Origin of the sequence: Nonomuraea zeae, assembly GCF_005889725.1 — a bacterium.
GTDB classification, from domain to species: Bacteria; Actinomycetota; Actinomycetes; order Streptosporangiales; family Streptosporangiaceae; genus Nonomuraea; species Nonomuraea zeae.
Window position 1 is genome coordinate 26530 of the sequence record NZ_VCKX01000086.1, and the last position, 16650, is coordinate 43179.

A 16650-nucleotide genomic window follows, 5' to 3' on the forward strand; every position below is an offset into this window, starting at 1 on the left:
CTCATGACCTCACAGAAGTCGTCGAAATCGGATGCTGCGCGGCGTCGTCCCGCCCGGACGCCATCACCGAGCAGAACTCGTCGAAAAGATAGGCGGCGTCGTGCGGCCCCGCTGCGGCCTCGGGGTGATATTGGACGCTGAAGGCCCGCCCGTCGAGCAGGCGCAGCCCTTCCACGCAGCGGTCGTTGAGATTGACGTGGCTGACCTCGGCCGGCCCGTACGGGGTCTCGAACGGCGCGTCGAGCGGCGCCTGCACGGCGAACCCGTGGTTGTGCGCCGAGATCTCCACCTTGCCCGTGCGCACGTCCTGGACCGGCTGGTTGACGCCCCGGTGCCCGTAACGCAGCTTGTAGGTGGAAAGGCCCAGGGCCCGCCCGAAGAGCTGGTTGCCGAAGCAGATGCCGAAGAACGGCACCCGGGCCTCCAGGACGCTCCGCAGGGCCGACACGTCGGCCGTGGCGGGGTCGCCGGGGCCGTTGGAGAAGAACACGCCGTCGGGCTCGACCGCCATGATCTGCTCGTACGTGGCGTTCGCCGGCAGCACGTGCACCTCGCAGCCGCGCTCGGCCATCCGGTGCGGCGTCATGCCCTTGATGCCCAGGTCCACGGCCGCGACGGTGAACCGCTTGGCCCCGATCGCGGGCACGACGTAGGGCTCGGTGACGGCCACCTCGGCGGCCAGGTCGGCGCCCTCCATGCCGGGCGACCTGCGCACGCGCTCGACCAGCTCCTCGACCGGCTCGGCCGGGGCGGTGAAGATGCCGGCGCGCATGGCGCCGCGCTCGCGCAGGTGGCGGGTGAGCGCGCGGGTGCCGGAGATGGCGATGCCGACGACGCCCTGCTCCTTGAGGTAGTCGTCGAGCGAGCGGTTGGCCCGCCAGTTGGAGACGACCCTGGACGGCTCGCGCACGACGTAGCCGGCGACCCAGACGCGGCCCGACTCGGGGTCCTCGTCGTTGACGCCGGTGTTGCCGATGTGGGGCGCCGTCATGGCGACGATCTGCCGGTGGTAGGACGGGTCCGTGAGGGTCTCCTGGTAGCCGGTCATGCCGGTGTTGAAGACCATCTCGCCGAATGTCTCGCCTTCGGCGCCGTAGGGAGATCCGTGGAAGACGCGGCCGTCTTCCAGGACGAGCACCGCTGTGTTCAAGCCAGCTTCCCTTCGAGAGCGGTCGGCCTGCCGCGCAGGAACGTGGCCACGACCGCGCCCGGCAGCGTCATCCCCTCGTAGGGGGTGTTCCTGCTCTTGGACGCGAAGGCGGACGGGTCGACCTTTGTGCGTACGGACGGGTCGTACAGGGTGATGTTGGCCGGGGCGCCCACCTCGAGCGGCTGCCCGTGGCCGCCCAGGCGGCCGATGCGCGCGGGCACGACGGACATGCGCTGGGCGACGCCCGCCCAGTCGAGCAGCCCGGTCTCGACCATGGCCTCCTGCACCACGCTGAGCGCGGTCTCCAGGCCGACCATGCCCATGGCCGCGGCCGACCACTCGGTCTCCTTGTCCTCGACCGGGTGGGGCGCGTGGTCGGTGGCGACGATGTCGATCGTGCCGTCGGCCAGCGCGGCGCGCAGGGACTCCACGTCGGTGCGGGTGCGCAGCGGCGGGTTGACCTTGTAGATCGGGTTGTACGCGCCCACCGGCGACTCCTCGACCAGGTCGTCGGTCAGCAGCAGGTGGTGCGGGGTCACCTCGGCGGTGATGTTCCAGCCCTTGGACTTGGCCCAGCGAATGATCTCGACGGAGCCGGCCGTGGAGACGTGGCAGATGTGCAGCCTGGAGCCGACGTGGGCGGCCAGCAGGCAGTCGCGGGCGATGATCGCCTCTTCGGCGACGGCCGGCCAGCCGGTCAGGCCGAGCCGCCCGGAGACGATCCCCTCGTTCATCTGGGCGCCCGCGGTGAGCCTGGGCTCCTGGGCGTGCTGGGCGACGACGCCGTCGAAGGCCTTGACGTATTCCAGTGCGCGGCGCATCAGCACGGCGTCGTCCACGCACTTGCCGTCGTCGGAGAAGACGCGGACGCGGGCGGCCGAGTCGGCCATCGCGCCCAGCTCGGCGAGCTGCCTGCCCTCCAGGCCGACGGTGACGGCGCCCACCGGGTGCACGTCGCAGTGCCCGAACTCGCGGCCGAGCCGCCAGACCTGCTCGACCACGCCGGCGGTGTCGGCGACCGGCGAGGTGTTGGCCATGGCGTGCACGGCGGTGTAGCCGCCGCGGGCCGCGGACTGGGTGCCGGTCTGCACCGTCTCGGCGTCTTCCCTGCCGGGCTCGCGCAGGTGGGTGTGCAGGTCGACGAGGCCGGGCAGCGCGATGGCGCCGCCGCCGTCGACCGACTCGCCCTCGGCGGAGGTGGTGCCGGCGGGGTCGATGGCGGTGATCACGCCGTTGCCGACGCGGATGTCGACCGGCTCACCGCCCAGAATCCTGACATTTCGAATGATCATGCGTTTTCTCCCCCGAGGAGCAGGTACAGGACGGCCATGCGCACGGTCACACCGTTGGCGACCTGCTCGACGATCGTGGACCGCGCGGAGTCGGCCACCTCCGCGGCGATCTCCATGCCGCGGTTCATCGGCCCCGGGTGCATCACGATGGCCTCGTCGGGCATCTTGGCGAACCGGTCCCTGTCGAGCCCGTACCGGCGCGAGTATTCGCGCTCGCTCGGGAAGTAGGCGGCGTTCATCCGCTCCTTCTGCACCCGCAGCATCATGACCACGTCGGACTTGGGCAGCACCGCGTCGAGGTCGTAGGAGACCTCGCACGGCCAGGAGCCGACGGAGACGGGCACCAGGGTGGGCGGCGCGACCAGCGTGACCTCCGCGCCGAGCGTGTGCAGCAGCAGCACGTTGGAGCGGGCGACCCGGCTGTGCAGCACGTCGCCGACGATCGTGACCCTGCGCCCTTCGAGGCTGCCCAGGCGGCGGCGCATGGAGAAGGCGTCGAGCAGCGCCTGCGTGGGGTGCTCGTGGGTGCCGTCGCCGGCGTTGACGACGCTGCCGCGCACCCAGTTGGCCAGGCGGTGCGGCGCGCCGGAGGCGCTGTGGCGGATGACCACCGCGTCGGCGCCCATGGCCTCCAGGGTGAGCGCGGTGTCCTTGAGCGACTCGCCCTTGGACACGCTCGACCCCTTGGCCGAGAAGTTGATCACGTCCGCGGACATCCGCTTGGCCGCCGCCTCGAACGAGATGCGCGTACGGGTGGAGTCCTCGAAGAACAGGTTGACCACCGTGCGCCCGCGCAGCGTGGGCAGCTTCTTGATGGAACGTTCCGAGACCCTCGCCAGCTCCTCGGCGGTGTCGAGGATGAGGAGCGCGTCGTCCTTGGTGAGGTCGCCCGCGGAGATCAGATGCCGGTTCACTTGGACTCCCCCTTCATGAGGAGCACGGCGTCGCGCCCGTCGATCTCCTGCAGATAGACCTTGACCTTCTCGCTCTTGGCCGTCGGAAGGTTCTTGCCGACGTAGTCGGCGCGGATGGGCAGCTCGCGGTGGCCGCGGTCGACCAGCGTGGCGAGCTGCACGGCGGTGGGGCGGCCGAGGTCGTTGAGCGCGTCGAGGGCGGCGCGCACGGTGCGGCCGGAGTAGAGGACGTCGTCGACGAGGACGACCACCTTGCCGTCGATGCCGTCGGGCGGCAGCTCGGTGCGGCCCAGCGGCCTGGCCGGCTTGAGCCTCAGGTCGTCGCGGTACATCGTGATGTCGATCGAGCCGACGGGGATCTTGACGCCTTCGAACTGCTCTATGCGGTCGCCGAGCCGGTGCGCCAGCGTGGCGCCGCGGGTCGGGATGCCGAGGAGGACGACGTCACCGGCGCCCTTGGTGCGTTCGAGTATCTCGTGCGCGATCCGGGTCAGGGCCCGATGGATATCCGGGGCCTCAAGCACGGCCCGGGGGTCGGACATGGCGAATCTCACCACCTTTCCCGCCTCACGGGACGGGTCTTAAAGGGTGTTGGTCGGGACACACAGTACCAGGGGCTACCAGGTACAACGCGGGCGGCCTCGCCCCGTCGCGCCTTTTTCGCGCCCGCCCGTGTCAACACGCTGCGCGCAGGGCACGTCACCGGAGGGCGTGCGTCGCGACGGGGGCGGGTGCGGCGCGTACGGCCGGGCGTGACGCCCGCCGGGTAAGGGGATACAGCAGAGATGACATTCCACGTCGATTCCGAGGTCGGGCCCCTCCGCCAGGTCCTCCTGCACAAGCCGGACCTGGCGCTCAAGCGGCTGACCCCGACGAACAAGGACGGGTTCCTCTTCGACGACGTGCTCTGGGTCCAGCGGGCGATGGAGGAGCACGAGGAGTTCCAGCAGGTGCTGCGCAGCCGCGGGATCCGCATCCATCTGCTGTCGGAGCTGCTCAAGGAGACCGTCGACATCCCCGAGGCGCGCAAGCACATCCTCGACGCGGTCATCGACGAGCGCTGGCTCGGGCCCGGCGCCATCGACGACCTCCGCAACACCCTCGACGCGATGGACTCGGAGACGCTGCAGGTGTTCCTGACCGGCGGCATCACCAAGCGCGAGCTGGTCGAGATGGGCTGCGACCCCGACTCTGTGACCTTCCACACCACGGCGGGCACGGACTTCATCCTGCCGCCGCTGCCCAACCACCTGTTCACCCGCGACACCTCCTGCTGGGTGTACGACGGCGTGTCCATCAACGCGATGAAGAAGAAGGCCCGCATGCGCGAGACGGTCAACATGGAGGCCGTCTACATGTACCACCCGACGTTCGCCGAGGGCTTCAACCGGCCGGAGCACGGGGGCTTCCACTGCTGGATGCCCGGCCAGTCGGTGGCCCCCGCCACCATGGAGGGCGGCGACGTGCTGGTCATCGGCCGGGGCGCGGTGCTGATCGGGATGAGCGAGCGCACCCAGCCGCAGGCGGTGGAGATGCTGGCCCAGCGGCTGTTCAGGGCCGGCTCGGCGACGAAGATCGTGGCGCTCGACATGCCGAAGGCGCGGGCGTTCATGCATCTGGACACCGTGATGACGATGCTGGACGTGGGCGTGTTCACCAAGTACGCCGGTCTCGGCATGCTGCCCACGTACACCATCGAGCCCGGCGAGACGTACAAGGAGCTCAAGGTCACCGACCACCCGCCGGAGGACATGCACAAGGCCATCGCCCACGCCCTCGGCATGAGCGACATCACGGTCCTGACCCCCTCGCAGGACGTGTCCGCCGCCCAGCGCGAGCAGTGGGACGACGGCTGCAACGGCCTGGCGCTGGAGCCCGGCGTGGTCGTCGCCTACGAGCGCAACACCACCACCAACAACTTCCTGCGCGACAACGGCATCGAGGTCATCACGATCCGGGGCAGCGAGCTCGGCAGGGGGCGCGGCGGGCCGCGGTGCATGAGCTGCCCGCTCGAGCGCGACGGCATCTAGGGGGAGTTACACCGATGGCTTACGACCTGCGCGGCCGCAGTTTTCTCAAGGAGCTCGACTTCACCCCCGGGGAGTTCGGCTACCTCGTGGAGCTGTCGGCCGGGCTCAAGGCCGGCAGACGCGACGGGACCGAACGGCAGCGGCTCAAGGGCAGGAACATCGCCCTGATCTTCGAGAAGACCTCCACCAGGACCCGGTGCGCGTTCGAGGTGGCCGCCCACGACCAGGGCGCCCATGTCACCTACCTCGACCCGGCCGGCTCGCAGATCGGGCACAAGGAGTCGGTGGGCGACACCGCGCGGGTGCTCGGCCGGATGTTCGACGGCATCGAGTACCGAGGCCGCCGGCAGGCCGATGTCGAGGAGCTGGCGGCGCTGTCGGGCGTGCCGGTGTGGAACGGGCTGACCGACGAGTGGCACCCCACGCAGATGCTGGCCGACGTGCTCACCATGCGGGAGCACGCGGGCAAGCCGCTGGGGGAGGTCACGCTCGCCTACCTCGGCGACGCGCGCAACAACATGGGGCACTCGCTGCTGGTGACGGGGGCGATGTTCGGCATGGACGTGCGCCTCGTCGCGCCCAAGGCGCTGTGGCCCGACCCCTGCCTGGTGGTCGGGCCCGCCGAGGAGCTGGCCAAGGAGACCGGCGCGCGGATCACCCTCACCGACGACGTCACCAAAGGCGTCAAAGGGGCCGACTTCCTCTACACCGACGTGTGGGTGTCGCTGGGCGAGCCGGCGGAGGTGTGGGACGAGCGGATCAAGCTGCTGCTGCCGTACCAGGTCAACGACGCGGTGGTGCGGGCCACCGGGAACCCGGACGTCCGGTTCATGCACTGCCTGCCCGCCTTCCACGACAGGCGGACCCGGGTCGGCGCGGAGATCTACGACCGGACCGGGCTCGACGCCCTGGAGGTGACCGGCGACGTCTTCGAGTCTCCGCGCTCGATCGTCTTCGACCAGGCCGAGAACCGGCTGCACACCATCAAGGCCGTCATGGTGGCCACCCTGGGCGGCTGACGCCCGTACGCATCGAGGAGGGGGAGCGCATGCGGGTCATCGTCGCACTGGGCGGCAACGCGGTGCTCAAGCGCGGCCAGAAGCCGGACGCGGACGTGCAGATGAGCAACGTCCGCACGGCCGTCAGAACGCTCGCCAGGCTCGCCGCCGACCACGAGCTGGTCATCACCCACGGGAACGGCCCCCAGGTCGGCCTGCTGGCGCTCCAGAGCGCCTCCGACCCGAGCCTGACCCGGCCCTACCCCTTCGACACGCTCGGCGCGCAGACGCAGGGCATGATCGGCTACTGGATGCAGCAGGCGCTGCAGAACGCGCTGCCGGGCCGGCAGGTCCTCGCCATGGTCACGCAGACGCTGGTGACGGCCGTGGATCCGGCCTTCGAGCACCCCACCAAGTTCGTCGGCCAGGTCTACGAGCAGGAGGAGGCCGAGAAGCTGGCTGCCGAGCACGGCTGGACGGTCGGGCGCGACGGCCCGTACTGGCGGCGGGTCGTCCCCTCCCCCACCCCGCAGCGCGTGGTCGAGACGCGCCTGATCCGCAAGATGCTGCGCGAGGGGGTGGTCGTGGTGTGCGGGGGCGGCGGCGGCATCCCCGTCGTACGCGACGAGCGCGGCCGGCTGACCGGCGTCGAGGCGGTCGTGGACAAGGACCTCACCTCCTCGATGCTGGCCGAGTCGCTGGAGTGCGACGCGTTCCTGATCCTGACCGACGTGCCGCGCGTGCTGCGCGGCTTCGGCACCCCGCACCAGACGGAGATCGCCCACACCACGCCGCACGAGCTGCGGGCCATGGAGTTCCCCGCCGGGTCGATGGGGCCGAAGGTGGAGGCCGTCTGCCGGTTCGTCGAGACCACCGGCGACATGGCCGCGATCGGCAAGCTTGACCAGGCCGAGCGCATACTCGGCGGCGCAGCGGGAACGATCGTGACACCCAACGGCAGGTGGCCGCTGACGAGCACGCTGTAGGGGGTGTCGGATGACACTGGCCCGACGGCTCTTCCGTACCAAGCCCACCGAGCGGATCGTCGCGGAAGGCGGGCAGGGCGAAGGCGGTGAGCTGCGGCGCACCATGTCGCTGTGGCAGCTCACGCTGTTCAGCGTGGGCGCCACGCTCGGCACCGGGATCTTCGTCATCCTCGGCCAGGCGGTGCCCAAGGCGGGTCCCGCGGTGGTGCTGGCGTTCGTGCTGGCGGCGATCACCGCGCTGTTCTCGGCGCTGTCGTACGCCGAGCTGGCCGGGACGATCCCGGTGTCCGGCTCGTCCTACTCCTACGCGTACGCGACCCTGGGCGAGCTGGTGGCCTGGGTCTGCGGCTGGTGCCTCATGCTGGAGTACGCCGTGTCCGTGGCGGCGGTGGCCGTCGGATGGGGCGAATACCTCAACTCGTTCCTGCGCTCGCTGTTCGGCTTCACGCTGCCCGACGCGATCACCCGCTCCCCCGGCCAGGACGGCGGTGTGATCAACGTCACCGCGATCGTCATCGTGGCCTTGGCCACCTGGCTGCTGCTGTACGGGGCCTCGGAGAGCGCCACTGCGAACGCGATCTTCGTGCTGGTCAAGATCGCGGTGCTGCTGTTCTTCTGCGTGGTGGCGTTCACGGCCTTCCAGAGCAAGAACTTCACGCCGTTCGCCCCTCTGGGGGTGGCGGGGATCACGGCGGCGGCCTCGCAGGTGTTCTTCTCCTACATCGGCTTCGACGCCGCCTCCACCGCGGGAGAGGAGGCCAAGAACCCCAAGCGGGACCTGCCGCTGGCGATCCTGCTGTCCCTGGTCATCGTGACGGTCGTCTACGTGCTGGTGGCCGTGGCCGCCGTCGGCGCGATGCCGTGGACCGACTTCGACCCCGAGCACACCGAGGCCAGCCTGTCCTACATCGCCGACCTGGCCGTCGGCGCGACCTGGCCCGGCCTGATCGTCTCCTTCGGCGCGGTCATCGCCATCGCCAGCGTCGTGCTCACCGTCATCTACGGCCAGACCCGCATCCTGTTCGCGATGTCCCGCGACGGGCTCATCCCCCGCGTCTTCCAGCGGGTCAACCCCCGCCGCCAGGTCCCGATCGCCAACACCCTCATCGTGTCCCTGTTCATCTCCGTGCTGGCCGGGCTGGTGCCGCTCGGGCAGCTCGCCGAGGCGACCAGCATCGGCACGCTGTTCGCCTTCGCCATCGTGAACGTCGGCGTCCTCGTCCTCCGCTATCGCAGCCCCGAGCTGCCGCGCAGCTTCCGCACGCCGCTGTTCCCCGCCACGCCGGTGCTGGGCGCGATCTTCTGCGTCATCGTGATGGCGGGGCTGGCCGGGGTGACCTGGGTGGCGTTCGGGCTGTGGATGCTCGTGGGTCTGATCTGCTACTTCCTGTACGGCTATGGCCATTCGCGGCTGAATGCCGAGGTGCGCTGAATGAAGCTGGACGAGGTGCTGGCCGGGTTCATCCCCGAAGCACGCGGCAGGGACGGGCTGCGGCTGGCCATGCTCATCAAGGAACAGGCGCACGCGCGCCTGACGGTGGCGACCGTGCAGCCGCCGGTGTGGTCCGCGCCAGGGCCGGCCAGGGCCGACGAGAGCGCCTGGCGGGCCTATCTCAAGGAGCAGGCCGCCGCGACGCTCGCCCAGGCGCGCGAGCTGGCGGGCGACGAGGCCGGCTACGTGGTCCACACCAACAAGGGCAGCGGCCGGGGGCTGGTGGAGCTGGCGCGCAAGCGCGGCGCGGACGTGGTGGTGATCGGCTCGGCCCCGGGCGGCGGCCGCGGCCGCATCACCGTGGGCAGCACCGCCGACCAGCTGCTGCACTCCTCGCCGGTGCCGGTGCTGCTGGCCCCGCGCGGCTACGGCGACCAGCCGCCCGCCGCCTTCGAGCGCCTCACCGTCGCCTACCGGCGCGGGCCCGGCTGCGACGCGGCGGTCAAGGACGCGGCCGTGACCGCGGTCGCGCTCGACGTCCCGCTGCGGCTGGTCACGCTGGTGATCAGCACCGGCAGGCGCGCCAGGATCGAGCAGGACATGCTGCTGCGCCTGCGCGACCAGGCCGCGGCCGACCTGCGGGCCGCCGCGCGCGGGCAGCGCCGGCGGCTGCCCGTGGAGGTCGAGGTGCTCGAGGGCCGCAACGTGGCCCAGGCGCTCTCGGCGACCTCGTGGCTCGCCGGCGAGATGATCATATGCGCTTCCAGCGACACCGGGCCACTCAGGCGGGTCTTCCTCGGGGACACTTCGATCAAGATCGTACGGGCCGCGACCTGCCCTGTCATGATCCTGACCCGCCAGACCTGACTGCGCTGAGTCACTCGGCAAACTATGACGAAGTAGTGTTAACAGCGGGACATGAGGGGCGTTTGTTGCGTTCCCTCACGGACCGGATTCGGCATCTTTTTTCCAATCAGCTTGACCTTAGGCGTCCACCCCTTTACCGTCACTGTGCGTAACCACACCGCGCGGCGGTCTGGGGTAAACCCAGGGCCATGGCTACCGTTGGTGCCGAGTACGGCACCAGACCCCCCGGTGGCTCGGGCATTCGCCGCAAGGGAGCACAATCTACTGAAAGCGCTACATACGAGAGCCGGGGGGCCACACGATGCCGTCTGAGTACGCAAAGTCGCTGGGTGCACGACTCCGCGCCATCCGCACCCAGCAGGGGCTGTCCCTGCATGGAGTCGAAGAGAAGTCGCGTGGCAGGTGGAAAGCCGTAGTCGTGGGCTCTTATGAGCGTGGCGACCGAGCCGTGACCGTGCAGAAGCTTGCCGAGCTTGCCGACTTCTATGGGGTGCCCGTATCCGAGCTGCTGCCGGGCGGCGCCGCCCCCAGCCCGCTCGGGCCGACACCCAAGCTTGTGATCGACCTGGAGCGCCTGGCGACGCTGCCCAAGGAGAAGGCGGGGGCGCTGGCCCGGTACGCCGCCACGATCCAGAGCCAGCGCGGTGACTACAACGGCAAGGTGCTGTCGATCCGCCAGGAGGACCTGCGCTCCCTGGCCGTGATCTACGACAAGTCGCCGAGCGAGCTGACCGAGGAGCTCATCAGCTGGGGCGTGCTCGACGCCGAGGCTCGGCGGGCCGTCGAGTCGTTCTGACCTGAGACGAGTCGTTCCCACGGTCTTGCCGGATCTGACCCGAGGGCTCGCCGCACACCGGCCGGCCCTCGGGCCTTTCGCGTTCCAGTTCCGTCCCCCGTGCCGCCGCTCTTCTTCTTCCCCGCACACCCACTGGGGAGGGGCCAGGGCGCGATGTGGCCTGCGAGGTGTACTGGGGGTTGTCAGGGACCCGACGCCCCACGGCCGACGGGCAGGTTCAACGGACGGCCTCTGAGGCCGTATGCGGCCGAACGGGCACAAGTTACACCGCCCGACGGGACGTCCCCTCGGCGGCCGAAGAGGCTGCCGGCCGGTTTACGACGCCCACAGCCGTAGCGCGGCGCGACCCAGGCGGCCCAGCGACCCAGGCGGCCCGGCGCGGCATAGCGCGGCCCGCGACTGGGGCGAGCCGGAGGTCTAGGGCGAGCCGGACACCTACAGCGAGTTGGACGCATGAAGCGCCAGGCTGGGATGAGCTGAGCGCGGATTACGGCCGCACGATACGCGTCTGCACGTCGAGACTCTTCCGGCGCACGAAACACACCTGCGCGTCGGGGCCCTTGTTTGAAGAACGCGGCGGACCGAGCGTATGACCATCGGCGGCTGGAGGGCGGGCGGCGGGCCGCCTCCGGCTTGTCAACCGCGATCCCGGAACGGCGCAAAGTTCGCCAGACGCGGCTCTGAGCAGCAGTCGGTGAGATGCCAGCCCCAGAGGACCACCGGTAAGGTCCCAGCCCTGGACGGCCGGTAGTGAGGTCGCAGCCCGGAACGACCGCGGGTGTGGTCCCAGCCCCGGACCACCGCAGGCATGGCCCTATCCCTGGAACGACCGTAGGCGAGGCCCTAACCCCTGGACGGCCGCTTGTAAGGTCTCATCCCCGGACGGCTGGTTGCGAGGCTCGCCCTGGACGACCGGTTGTGAGGTCTTGCCCTGGACGGCGGAATGCGAGGTCTCGCCCCTTGCCGACCTGCGGCCCCGGCCCCGGCCCCGACCTGCGGCCCGACCTCGGCCTCGGTCCCGACCCCGACCTCGGACAGCCGGTAGTGAGGTCCCAGCCCGTGGACGGGCTCGGACGTACATGGTCGAGTTGCGCGGGTCAGCCGGCCAAGGGGACGTCCATGGGGAGTTGGGGCTGGGCAGGGACGCCGAGGAGGTCTTCGACCGTGCAGACGAACGTCTCTGCCTCGGCCAGGATCTCGTTGGCGTCGGCCGCGCTCACCCCGCGGACCATGCCCGCCTCCGCGGCGGCGCGCTTGGCGGCGCTCACGGCGAAGTAGGCGGCCCACTCGGTGAGGTGCGGCTCGGCCTCCGGCAGCAGCTCCCACGCGCTGCGCAGGCGACGCCTGCGGCCTTCCGCAGGCCGAGGCCGGGCGGCCAGCATCGCCGCCGCGGCTCGAAGGGCTGCCAGATGTGCTGCCACATATCGGGATGCCGGAGTGCGGGCGCTTGCCGCCTCCGCCAGGCAGGAACGTGAATCGGTCAAGTGTGCCCGAACCGCAGGGGACAGCCGGGGCCCGGGTGTGTCTCTAGGCCTTGGTGCCATCTTGCGCGCCTCCTTGGAGTCGTGGGCGGCGGCCGGCGTCTCCACCGGTGGAGCCAACAATCGCAGACCCCACTGACATTTCCGCCGGGCTGGCCGGACGAGGAGCTTCCCCTCACCCCGTCCGGCCAGGGCACGCCCGCTCGTCTCCGCCGACGACGAGGACGCACCCTTCGCCCGTGGAGCCTGGCCGCGGGGAACGCTTGGGGAAGCGAACGGCCCGCGACCAGGTCCGGTGACGCTGAGCCGCGAGCCCCATCGTCACTAGGTCGAACATAATTTCGATCACGCTCGGTGTCAACCAGTTCCACGAACACAGGTTCGATGACCATGAAGCGAAACGGCAGGGTGCGGGGAGAACGAGACACGGATGACATCGTGTTCGGACCCAGGGTAAGCAGCAGATCCCGACACGGCGGGAGGGAGTCCGCGGGCGCGGGGCTGGGCCGGCTGGGGGCAGAGCCAGGCCGCGAGACGCGGAGCCAGGCCAGGAAGGAGGCAGAGCCGCGGCGCGGCGCGCCACCCCAGCATCACCTAGCGCGGTCCGGCGCGGGGCCGGCGAGGCGGGTGGCAGGGCAGGCGGAAGGCCGTCGCCGCGGTGTGCGGCGACGGCCGGGTGATCTCAGAGGGGCGTCAAGGCACCGGTACGGCGTTCGTCACGAAACCGAGATGGCCCCCGACGGGCAGAGGGTCACAGCGCGCCGCACAGCGTCCTCCAGCTCCTCTGGCGCCACGTCCTGCAGGAGCACCACCGTGCCCTCTTCCTCACTCTGATCGAACACCTTCGGCACCGTCAGCGCGCACATGCCCGCCCCGATGCACACCGTTGTATCTGCCTTGATTTCCATGGTGACCTACCAAGTGACAGGGAGGCTGTGCACTCCATAGATGCTCATGTCCGAGCGCATCGGCACCTCCTCGGGTGTTACGGCCAAGCGTAGGCCAGGGAAGCGGCGCAGCAGCGCAGGGTAGCCGATGCGCATCTCCGCGCGGGCGAGCTGCTGGCCCAGGCACTGGTGGATGCCGTGGCCGAAGGTCAGATGTCCGCCGGCGGGCCTGGTGACGTCGAGCTCCTCCGCTCCGGGGAAGCGGGAGGCGTCGCGGTTGGCGGCGGGGAGGTGGATGGCGACCGTCTCGCCCGCCTTGATCAGGTTGCCCTCGATCTCGACGTCCTCATGCGCGGACCGCAGCGGCCCGAGGTGGATGATCGTGAGGTAGCGCAGCAGCTCTTCGACGCCGTTCTCCACCACCGACGGGTCGTCGCGCATGGCGGCGAGCTGGACGGGGTTCGTGAGCAGCGCGTACGTCCCGAGCCCCAGCATGTTGGCGGTCGTCTCGTGCCCGGCCACCAGCAGCAGGAACGCCACCCCCGTGAGCTCCTCGTCGTTGAGCTCCCCGCTCTCGATGAGCCCGCTGATCAGGTCGTCGGCCGGCTCCTTGCGCTTGCGCTGGATCAGCCCGGCCAGGTACGCCGAGACCCGCCCCAGCGCCGCCATCGCGTCCTCGGCCTCGGTCTCCAGGTTGACCAGGACCTTCGTGTCCTCCTGGAACTGGGCGCGATCCTCGTACGGCACCCCGAGCAGCTCGCAGATCACCAGGGACGGGATCGGCAGCGCGAACATCTGGACGAGGTCCACGGGCCCGCCGGCGGCGGCCATGTCGTCGAGGCAGGCGTTCGTGATCTCCTCGATCCTGGGCTCGAGCAGCTTCATCCTGCGTACGGTGAACTGCCCGGTGAGCAGCCTGCGGAAGCGGGTGTGCTCGGGCGGGTCCGTACGCAGGAAGAACCCCGGCGGGACCCGGAAGTCCTCCTTGTTCCGCATCCGCAGCCTGGCCGGGATGGGCGAGTGCATCGTCTCCGGCCGGTTGCTGAAGTGCGGGCTGGCCAGTACGGCGCGGGCGGCCGAGTAGCCGGTCACCAGCCAGCCGAGGTGGCCGTCGGCGTACGTCATCCGATGCATCGCCGCCTGTTGTCGCAGCTGCGTGACTTCGTCGGGCGGATCGAGCGGGCGCTGGCGCGTCGTCGGGAACGTCAGGTCGGACATGCTGCGGCTCCTTTCCGAGCTCCTCTCCAGAAAACCTCATTGATTGCAAAATTTCAATGGATGAAAAACCTAACCTCGCGCAGTATAGTTCCGGCATGGTGGGACTGCGGGAGCGCAAGAAACAGCGCACACGCCGGGCGCTGATCGAGGGGGCGCTCCGGCTGTTCGACGAGAAGGGGTTCGAGGAGACCACACTCGCGGAGATCGCGGCCGAGGCCGACGTGTCCACGCGGACGTTCTTCAGCTACTTCGCGAGCAAGGAGGACGTGGTCTTCTACGACGTGGACGAGCGGATGGAGCTGGTGCTCTCGCTGCTGGCCGGCAAAGAGCCCGGGATGTCGCCCGGCGACCTGCTGCTCAAGATCATCGACACCAGCCTGGAGCAGCTGGCCTCTCAGGAGGTGCTCACGTTCGAGAACACGGAGCTGCGGGTGCGGCTGATCCTCACCGAGCCGACGTTGCAGGCACGGGCGCTGCAACGGCTGTTCGACAGCCAGCTGAGGCTGGCGCACGGGCTGCACGAGGCGTACGCGGGCCGGCTGACCCTGACCGACTCGGCCGCGGCGGTGGGCGCGCTGGTCGGCGCGGTGAAGCTGGCGGTGATGGCCGGGATCGAGCACGAGCACTCGCTCGACGAGCTCTGGAACACCGCCCGCCGCGCCGCCCAGGTCGCCCTGTCCGGCCTGCGCTCCCTCGGCTGACCACCCATCCGCCGCCCCTTCTTTCGGATCAAAGGGAATGGCAGGCCTTGCGCCCTTTTGAGAGGCTGTCCACTCAAGGGGCGCAGCGGAGAGGAGCGCGGATGTCGGGGAGCGGTCGCGGGCGGCTGGTCAGCCTCGTCCTGCTGGTGCTGGGGCCGTTCCTGGTGGCGGCGTACGTGGCCGTCAACCGCGTGGCCATCCGGCTCGCGGCGGCGGCACAGGTCAAGGGCCCCGAGTGGGAGGGCGGCCGGGTCGGCTCCGACGGGCTGACGTCGCTGGGCGTGGACACCTGGCGGGCGGTCTGGTGGAGCGCCGCTTTCATGGGCGTGGTGGCGGTGGCGTTCGTGGTCATCGGGGTGCTCCTGCGGCGGGGTGGTCGGGGCCGTACGCCGCTGCTGGTGCTCTCGGGCGTCCTCCTCGTCCCGTACGCCGGCGTGATCCTCTTCGCCTACTTCAACCCTGTGCGGTTGCTGAGCGGGCTCTACGACACCCCTGACTTCTCGGACGGGATCCCCTCCTGGCAGTGGGCCACCTTCCTCATCCTCCTCGCGGCGGGGGTGGCTCAGGCCATCGGCCTGGGCCTGTCGGCCGGCGAGGGCCGGCGCCGCTCGGCACCGGCCGCCGCCGGGGAGCGGGTGCGGGGAGAGGGCCAGGAGGCTCCTGAGGCTCGTTAGGGGCAGTGCGCGCCGCGCCAGGTCGTCCAGCCCTGCCGGGCCCCGCCCTGTCCCGTCGCCGTCCAGCCGGGCGGTGGGAGCGCTCCGGGCGGTACGACGGCGGTGCAGACACCCTCCGGCGGCGGCCCGTCGTAGTGCTCGACCTCGGTCCACCACACGCGGTACGACAACGGCACCCACACGTTCCACTTCACCCGCCGGTCCACGGCCACCCGGCCGGGCGGCGGAGCAGGCAGCCAATCCTGCCCCGAGGCCGCCGGCACCGCCGTCGCCCCTGACGCGGCCGACGCGGCGGGCGCAGCGGGTGTGGCGGGTGCGAGGTGGGCGGCGAACGCGAGGTGCACCAGGCCGAGCACGCCCGCCACGAGGAGCCGGGCCCGGCCCGTGGCGAGGAGGGCGGCCCCGGCCAGGCAGGCCAGCATGGCCAGGGCGGACAGTGACGCGCCGGCCATGTCGAGGGAGTCGCGCGACCCGCTCAGGAAGATCATCTCGGGGAAGTCGAACGCGATGAAGGCGTAGCGCTCCAGCCGGTCCCCCGCGTACCAGGCCGCCACTCCCCCGGTCACCGCCAGCAGCCCGGCGGCGGCCAGCGTGTGCCGCACCACGGCCAGGCGGCCGCTCCTGACCAGCGCGACGAGCCCGGCCAGCGTCCAGGCCACCGCCACGCAGGCCAGGTAGCGGCCGTAGACGTAGTTGCCGACCCGGTGCTCGTCCGGGAGCGCGGCCGAGGAGGCGTACGCGATGCCCAGGGTCGTGATCAGCAGCGTGCCCGCCAGCACGCGGTGGGCGAGCGGCGCGGCCCGGCGTACCAGGGTGACCGCCGCTCCCACGAGCCCGACGCCGGCCAGCCCCCAGGTGCCGGCGATCAGGTACCAGAGCTGCCCCGCCGCGCCCGACAGCGCCCATGCCTGTCCTTCCAGGCTCGTGAGCCTGGACAGCAACAGGCCGGACAGGTCGCGCGCGCCGCCCGGGTAGAGCGCGGCGGCCAGCGCGTCGTTGAGCGCCCGGCCCGCCGCCGCCGTCACGCCCGCGCCCGCCACCGCCGCGAGCACCGCCCGTCGCGACACCCACCACGGCACCCGCTCACGCCCTCGCCCCAGCACCTGCCGCGACGCCCGCGCCGACAGCGTCGCCCCCGTCACGAGCAGGACCCAAACCGCCAGTACGACGGCCCCCCGTAGGTGCACCGCCATCGCGAACCCCGCCAGTGCCCCCGCCATCAGC

General features: G+C 70.7%; 15 protein-coding genes and 1 pseudogene. 8 read left to right on the forward strand and 8 right to left on the reverse strand.

Going from position 1 to position 16650, the window contains the following annotated elements:
• Position 1 precedes the first annotated feature (1 nt).
• From carA to pyrR, 4 genes are read right to left on the reverse strand one after another with little or no spacing between them, the layout of a single operon-like run.
• Positions 2–1150: a glutamine-hydrolyzing carbamoyl-phosphate synthase small subunit gene (gene carA / locus ETD85_RS26415; RefSeq protein WP_138692475.1), complete on the reverse strand. Its 1149-nt coding sequence runs from the start codon at positions 1148–1150 to the stop codon at positions 2–4.
• A complete protein-coding gene (locus ETD85_RS26420) occupies positions 1147–2442 on the reverse strand; it encodes a dihydroorotase (protein WP_138692476.1) in 1296 nt (431 codons plus the stop codon). The genes carA and ETD85_RS26420 overlap by 4 nt, the downstream gene beginning before the upstream one ends.
• Positions 2439–3356 (reverse strand): aspartate carbamoyltransferase catalytic subunit, encoded by a 918-nt coding sequence (locus tag ETD85_RS26425; protein WP_138692477.1) that lies wholly within the window; start codon positions 3354–3356, stop codon positions 2439–2441. The genes ETD85_RS26420 and ETD85_RS26425 overlap by 4 nt, the downstream gene beginning before the upstream one ends.
• The gene (gene pyrR / locus ETD85_RS26430; RefSeq protein ID WP_138692478.1) at positions 3353–3898 is read right to left on the reverse strand and encodes a bifunctional pyr operon transcriptional regulator/uracil phosphoribosyltransferase PyrR; all 546 of its coding nucleotides are present in this window, start codon (positions 3896–3898) and stop codon (positions 3353–3355) included. The genes ETD85_RS26425 and pyrR overlap by 4 nt, the downstream gene beginning before the upstream one ends.
• A gap of 243 nt (positions 3899–4141) precedes the next feature.
• Here pyrR and ETD85_RS26435 point away from each other — a divergent pair, with 243 nt between their 5' ends.
• From ETD85_RS26435 to bldD, 6 genes are all read left to right on the forward strand, one after another.
• Positions 4142–5386, forward strand: a complete 1245-nt coding sequence (locus ETD85_RS26435; protein WP_138692479.1) for an arginine deiminase — start codon at positions 4142–4144, stop codon at positions 5384–5386.
• Between the two features lie 14 nt (positions 5387–5400).
• On the forward strand, positions 5401–6405 hold the full coding sequence (gene argF / locus ETD85_RS26440; protein ID WP_138692480.1) for an ornithine carbamoyltransferase: 1005 nt from the start codon (positions 5401–5403) through the stop codon (positions 6403–6405).
• Positions 6406–6434: 29 nt separating this feature from the next.
• Complete coding sequence (arcC, locus tag ETD85_RS26445; protein ID WP_138692481.1) at positions 6435–7370, forward strand: carbamate kinase; 936 nt, start codon at positions 6435–6437, stop codon at positions 7368–7370.
• Between the two features lie 10 nt (positions 7371–7380).
• The gene (locus tag ETD85_RS26450; RefSeq protein ID WP_138692482.1) at positions 7381–8802 is read left to right on the forward strand and encodes an amino acid permease; all 1422 of its coding nucleotides are present in this window, start codon (positions 7381–7383) and stop codon (positions 8800–8802) included.
• Positions 8803–9669, forward strand: a complete 867-nt coding sequence (locus tag ETD85_RS26455; protein WP_138692483.1) for a universal stress protein — start codon at positions 8803–8805, stop codon at positions 9667–9669.
• 301 nt (positions 9670–9970) lie between these two features.
• Positions 9971–10465, forward strand: coding sequence for a transcriptional regulator BldD (gene bldD / locus ETD85_RS26460; protein WP_026214021.1), 495 nt, complete (start codon positions 9971–9973; stop codon positions 10463–10465).
• 1097 nt (positions 10466–11562) lie between these two features.
• Here the strand turns inward: bldD and ETD85_RS26465 are convergent.
• The 3 genes from ETD85_RS26465 to ETD85_RS26475 form a co-directional block, all read right to left on the reverse strand.
• On the reverse strand, positions 11563–12009 hold the full coding sequence (locus ETD85_RS26465; RefSeq protein WP_138692484.1) for an SAV_6107 family HEPN domain-containing protein: 447 nt from the start codon (positions 12007–12009) through the stop codon (positions 11563–11565).
• 653 nt (positions 12010–12662) lie between these two features.
• Entirely contained in the window at positions 12663–12854 is a 192-nt protein-coding gene (locus ETD85_RS26470) for a ferredoxin (protein ID WP_138692485.1), read from the reverse strand.
• 6 nt (positions 12855–12860) lie between these two features.
• Positions 12861–14051 carry a cytochrome P450 gene (locus ETD85_RS26475; RefSeq protein WP_138692486.1) on the reverse strand — a complete coding sequence of 397 codons (1191 nt, stop codon included), beginning with the start codon at positions 14049–14051 and terminating at the stop codon, positions 12861–12863.
• 95 nt (positions 14052–14146) lie between these two features.
• Between ETD85_RS26475 and ETD85_RS26480 the strand changes: the two genes are divergently transcribed.
• Together ETD85_RS26480 and ETD85_RS26485 are read left to right on the forward strand one after the other, a co-directional pair.
• The gene (locus tag ETD85_RS26480; protein ID WP_138692487.1) at positions 14147–14752 is read left to right on the forward strand and encodes a TetR/AcrR family transcriptional regulator; all 606 of its coding nucleotides are present in this window, start codon (positions 14147–14149) and stop codon (positions 14750–14752) included.
• A 101-nt stretch (positions 14753–14853) separates the two neighbouring features.
• Entirely contained in the window at positions 14854–15426 is a 573-nt protein-coding gene (locus tag ETD85_RS26485; RefSeq protein WP_138692488.1) for a hypothetical protein, read from the forward strand.
• On the opposite strand, the pseudogene ETD85_RS63290 reads toward ETD85_RS26485, so the two are convergent.
• Positions 15423–16650: pseudogene (locus ETD85_RS63290) on the reverse strand (hypothetical protein); the annotation flags it as partial. The gene ETD85_RS26485 and the pseudogene ETD85_RS63290 sit on opposite strands and share 4 nt — an antisense overlap.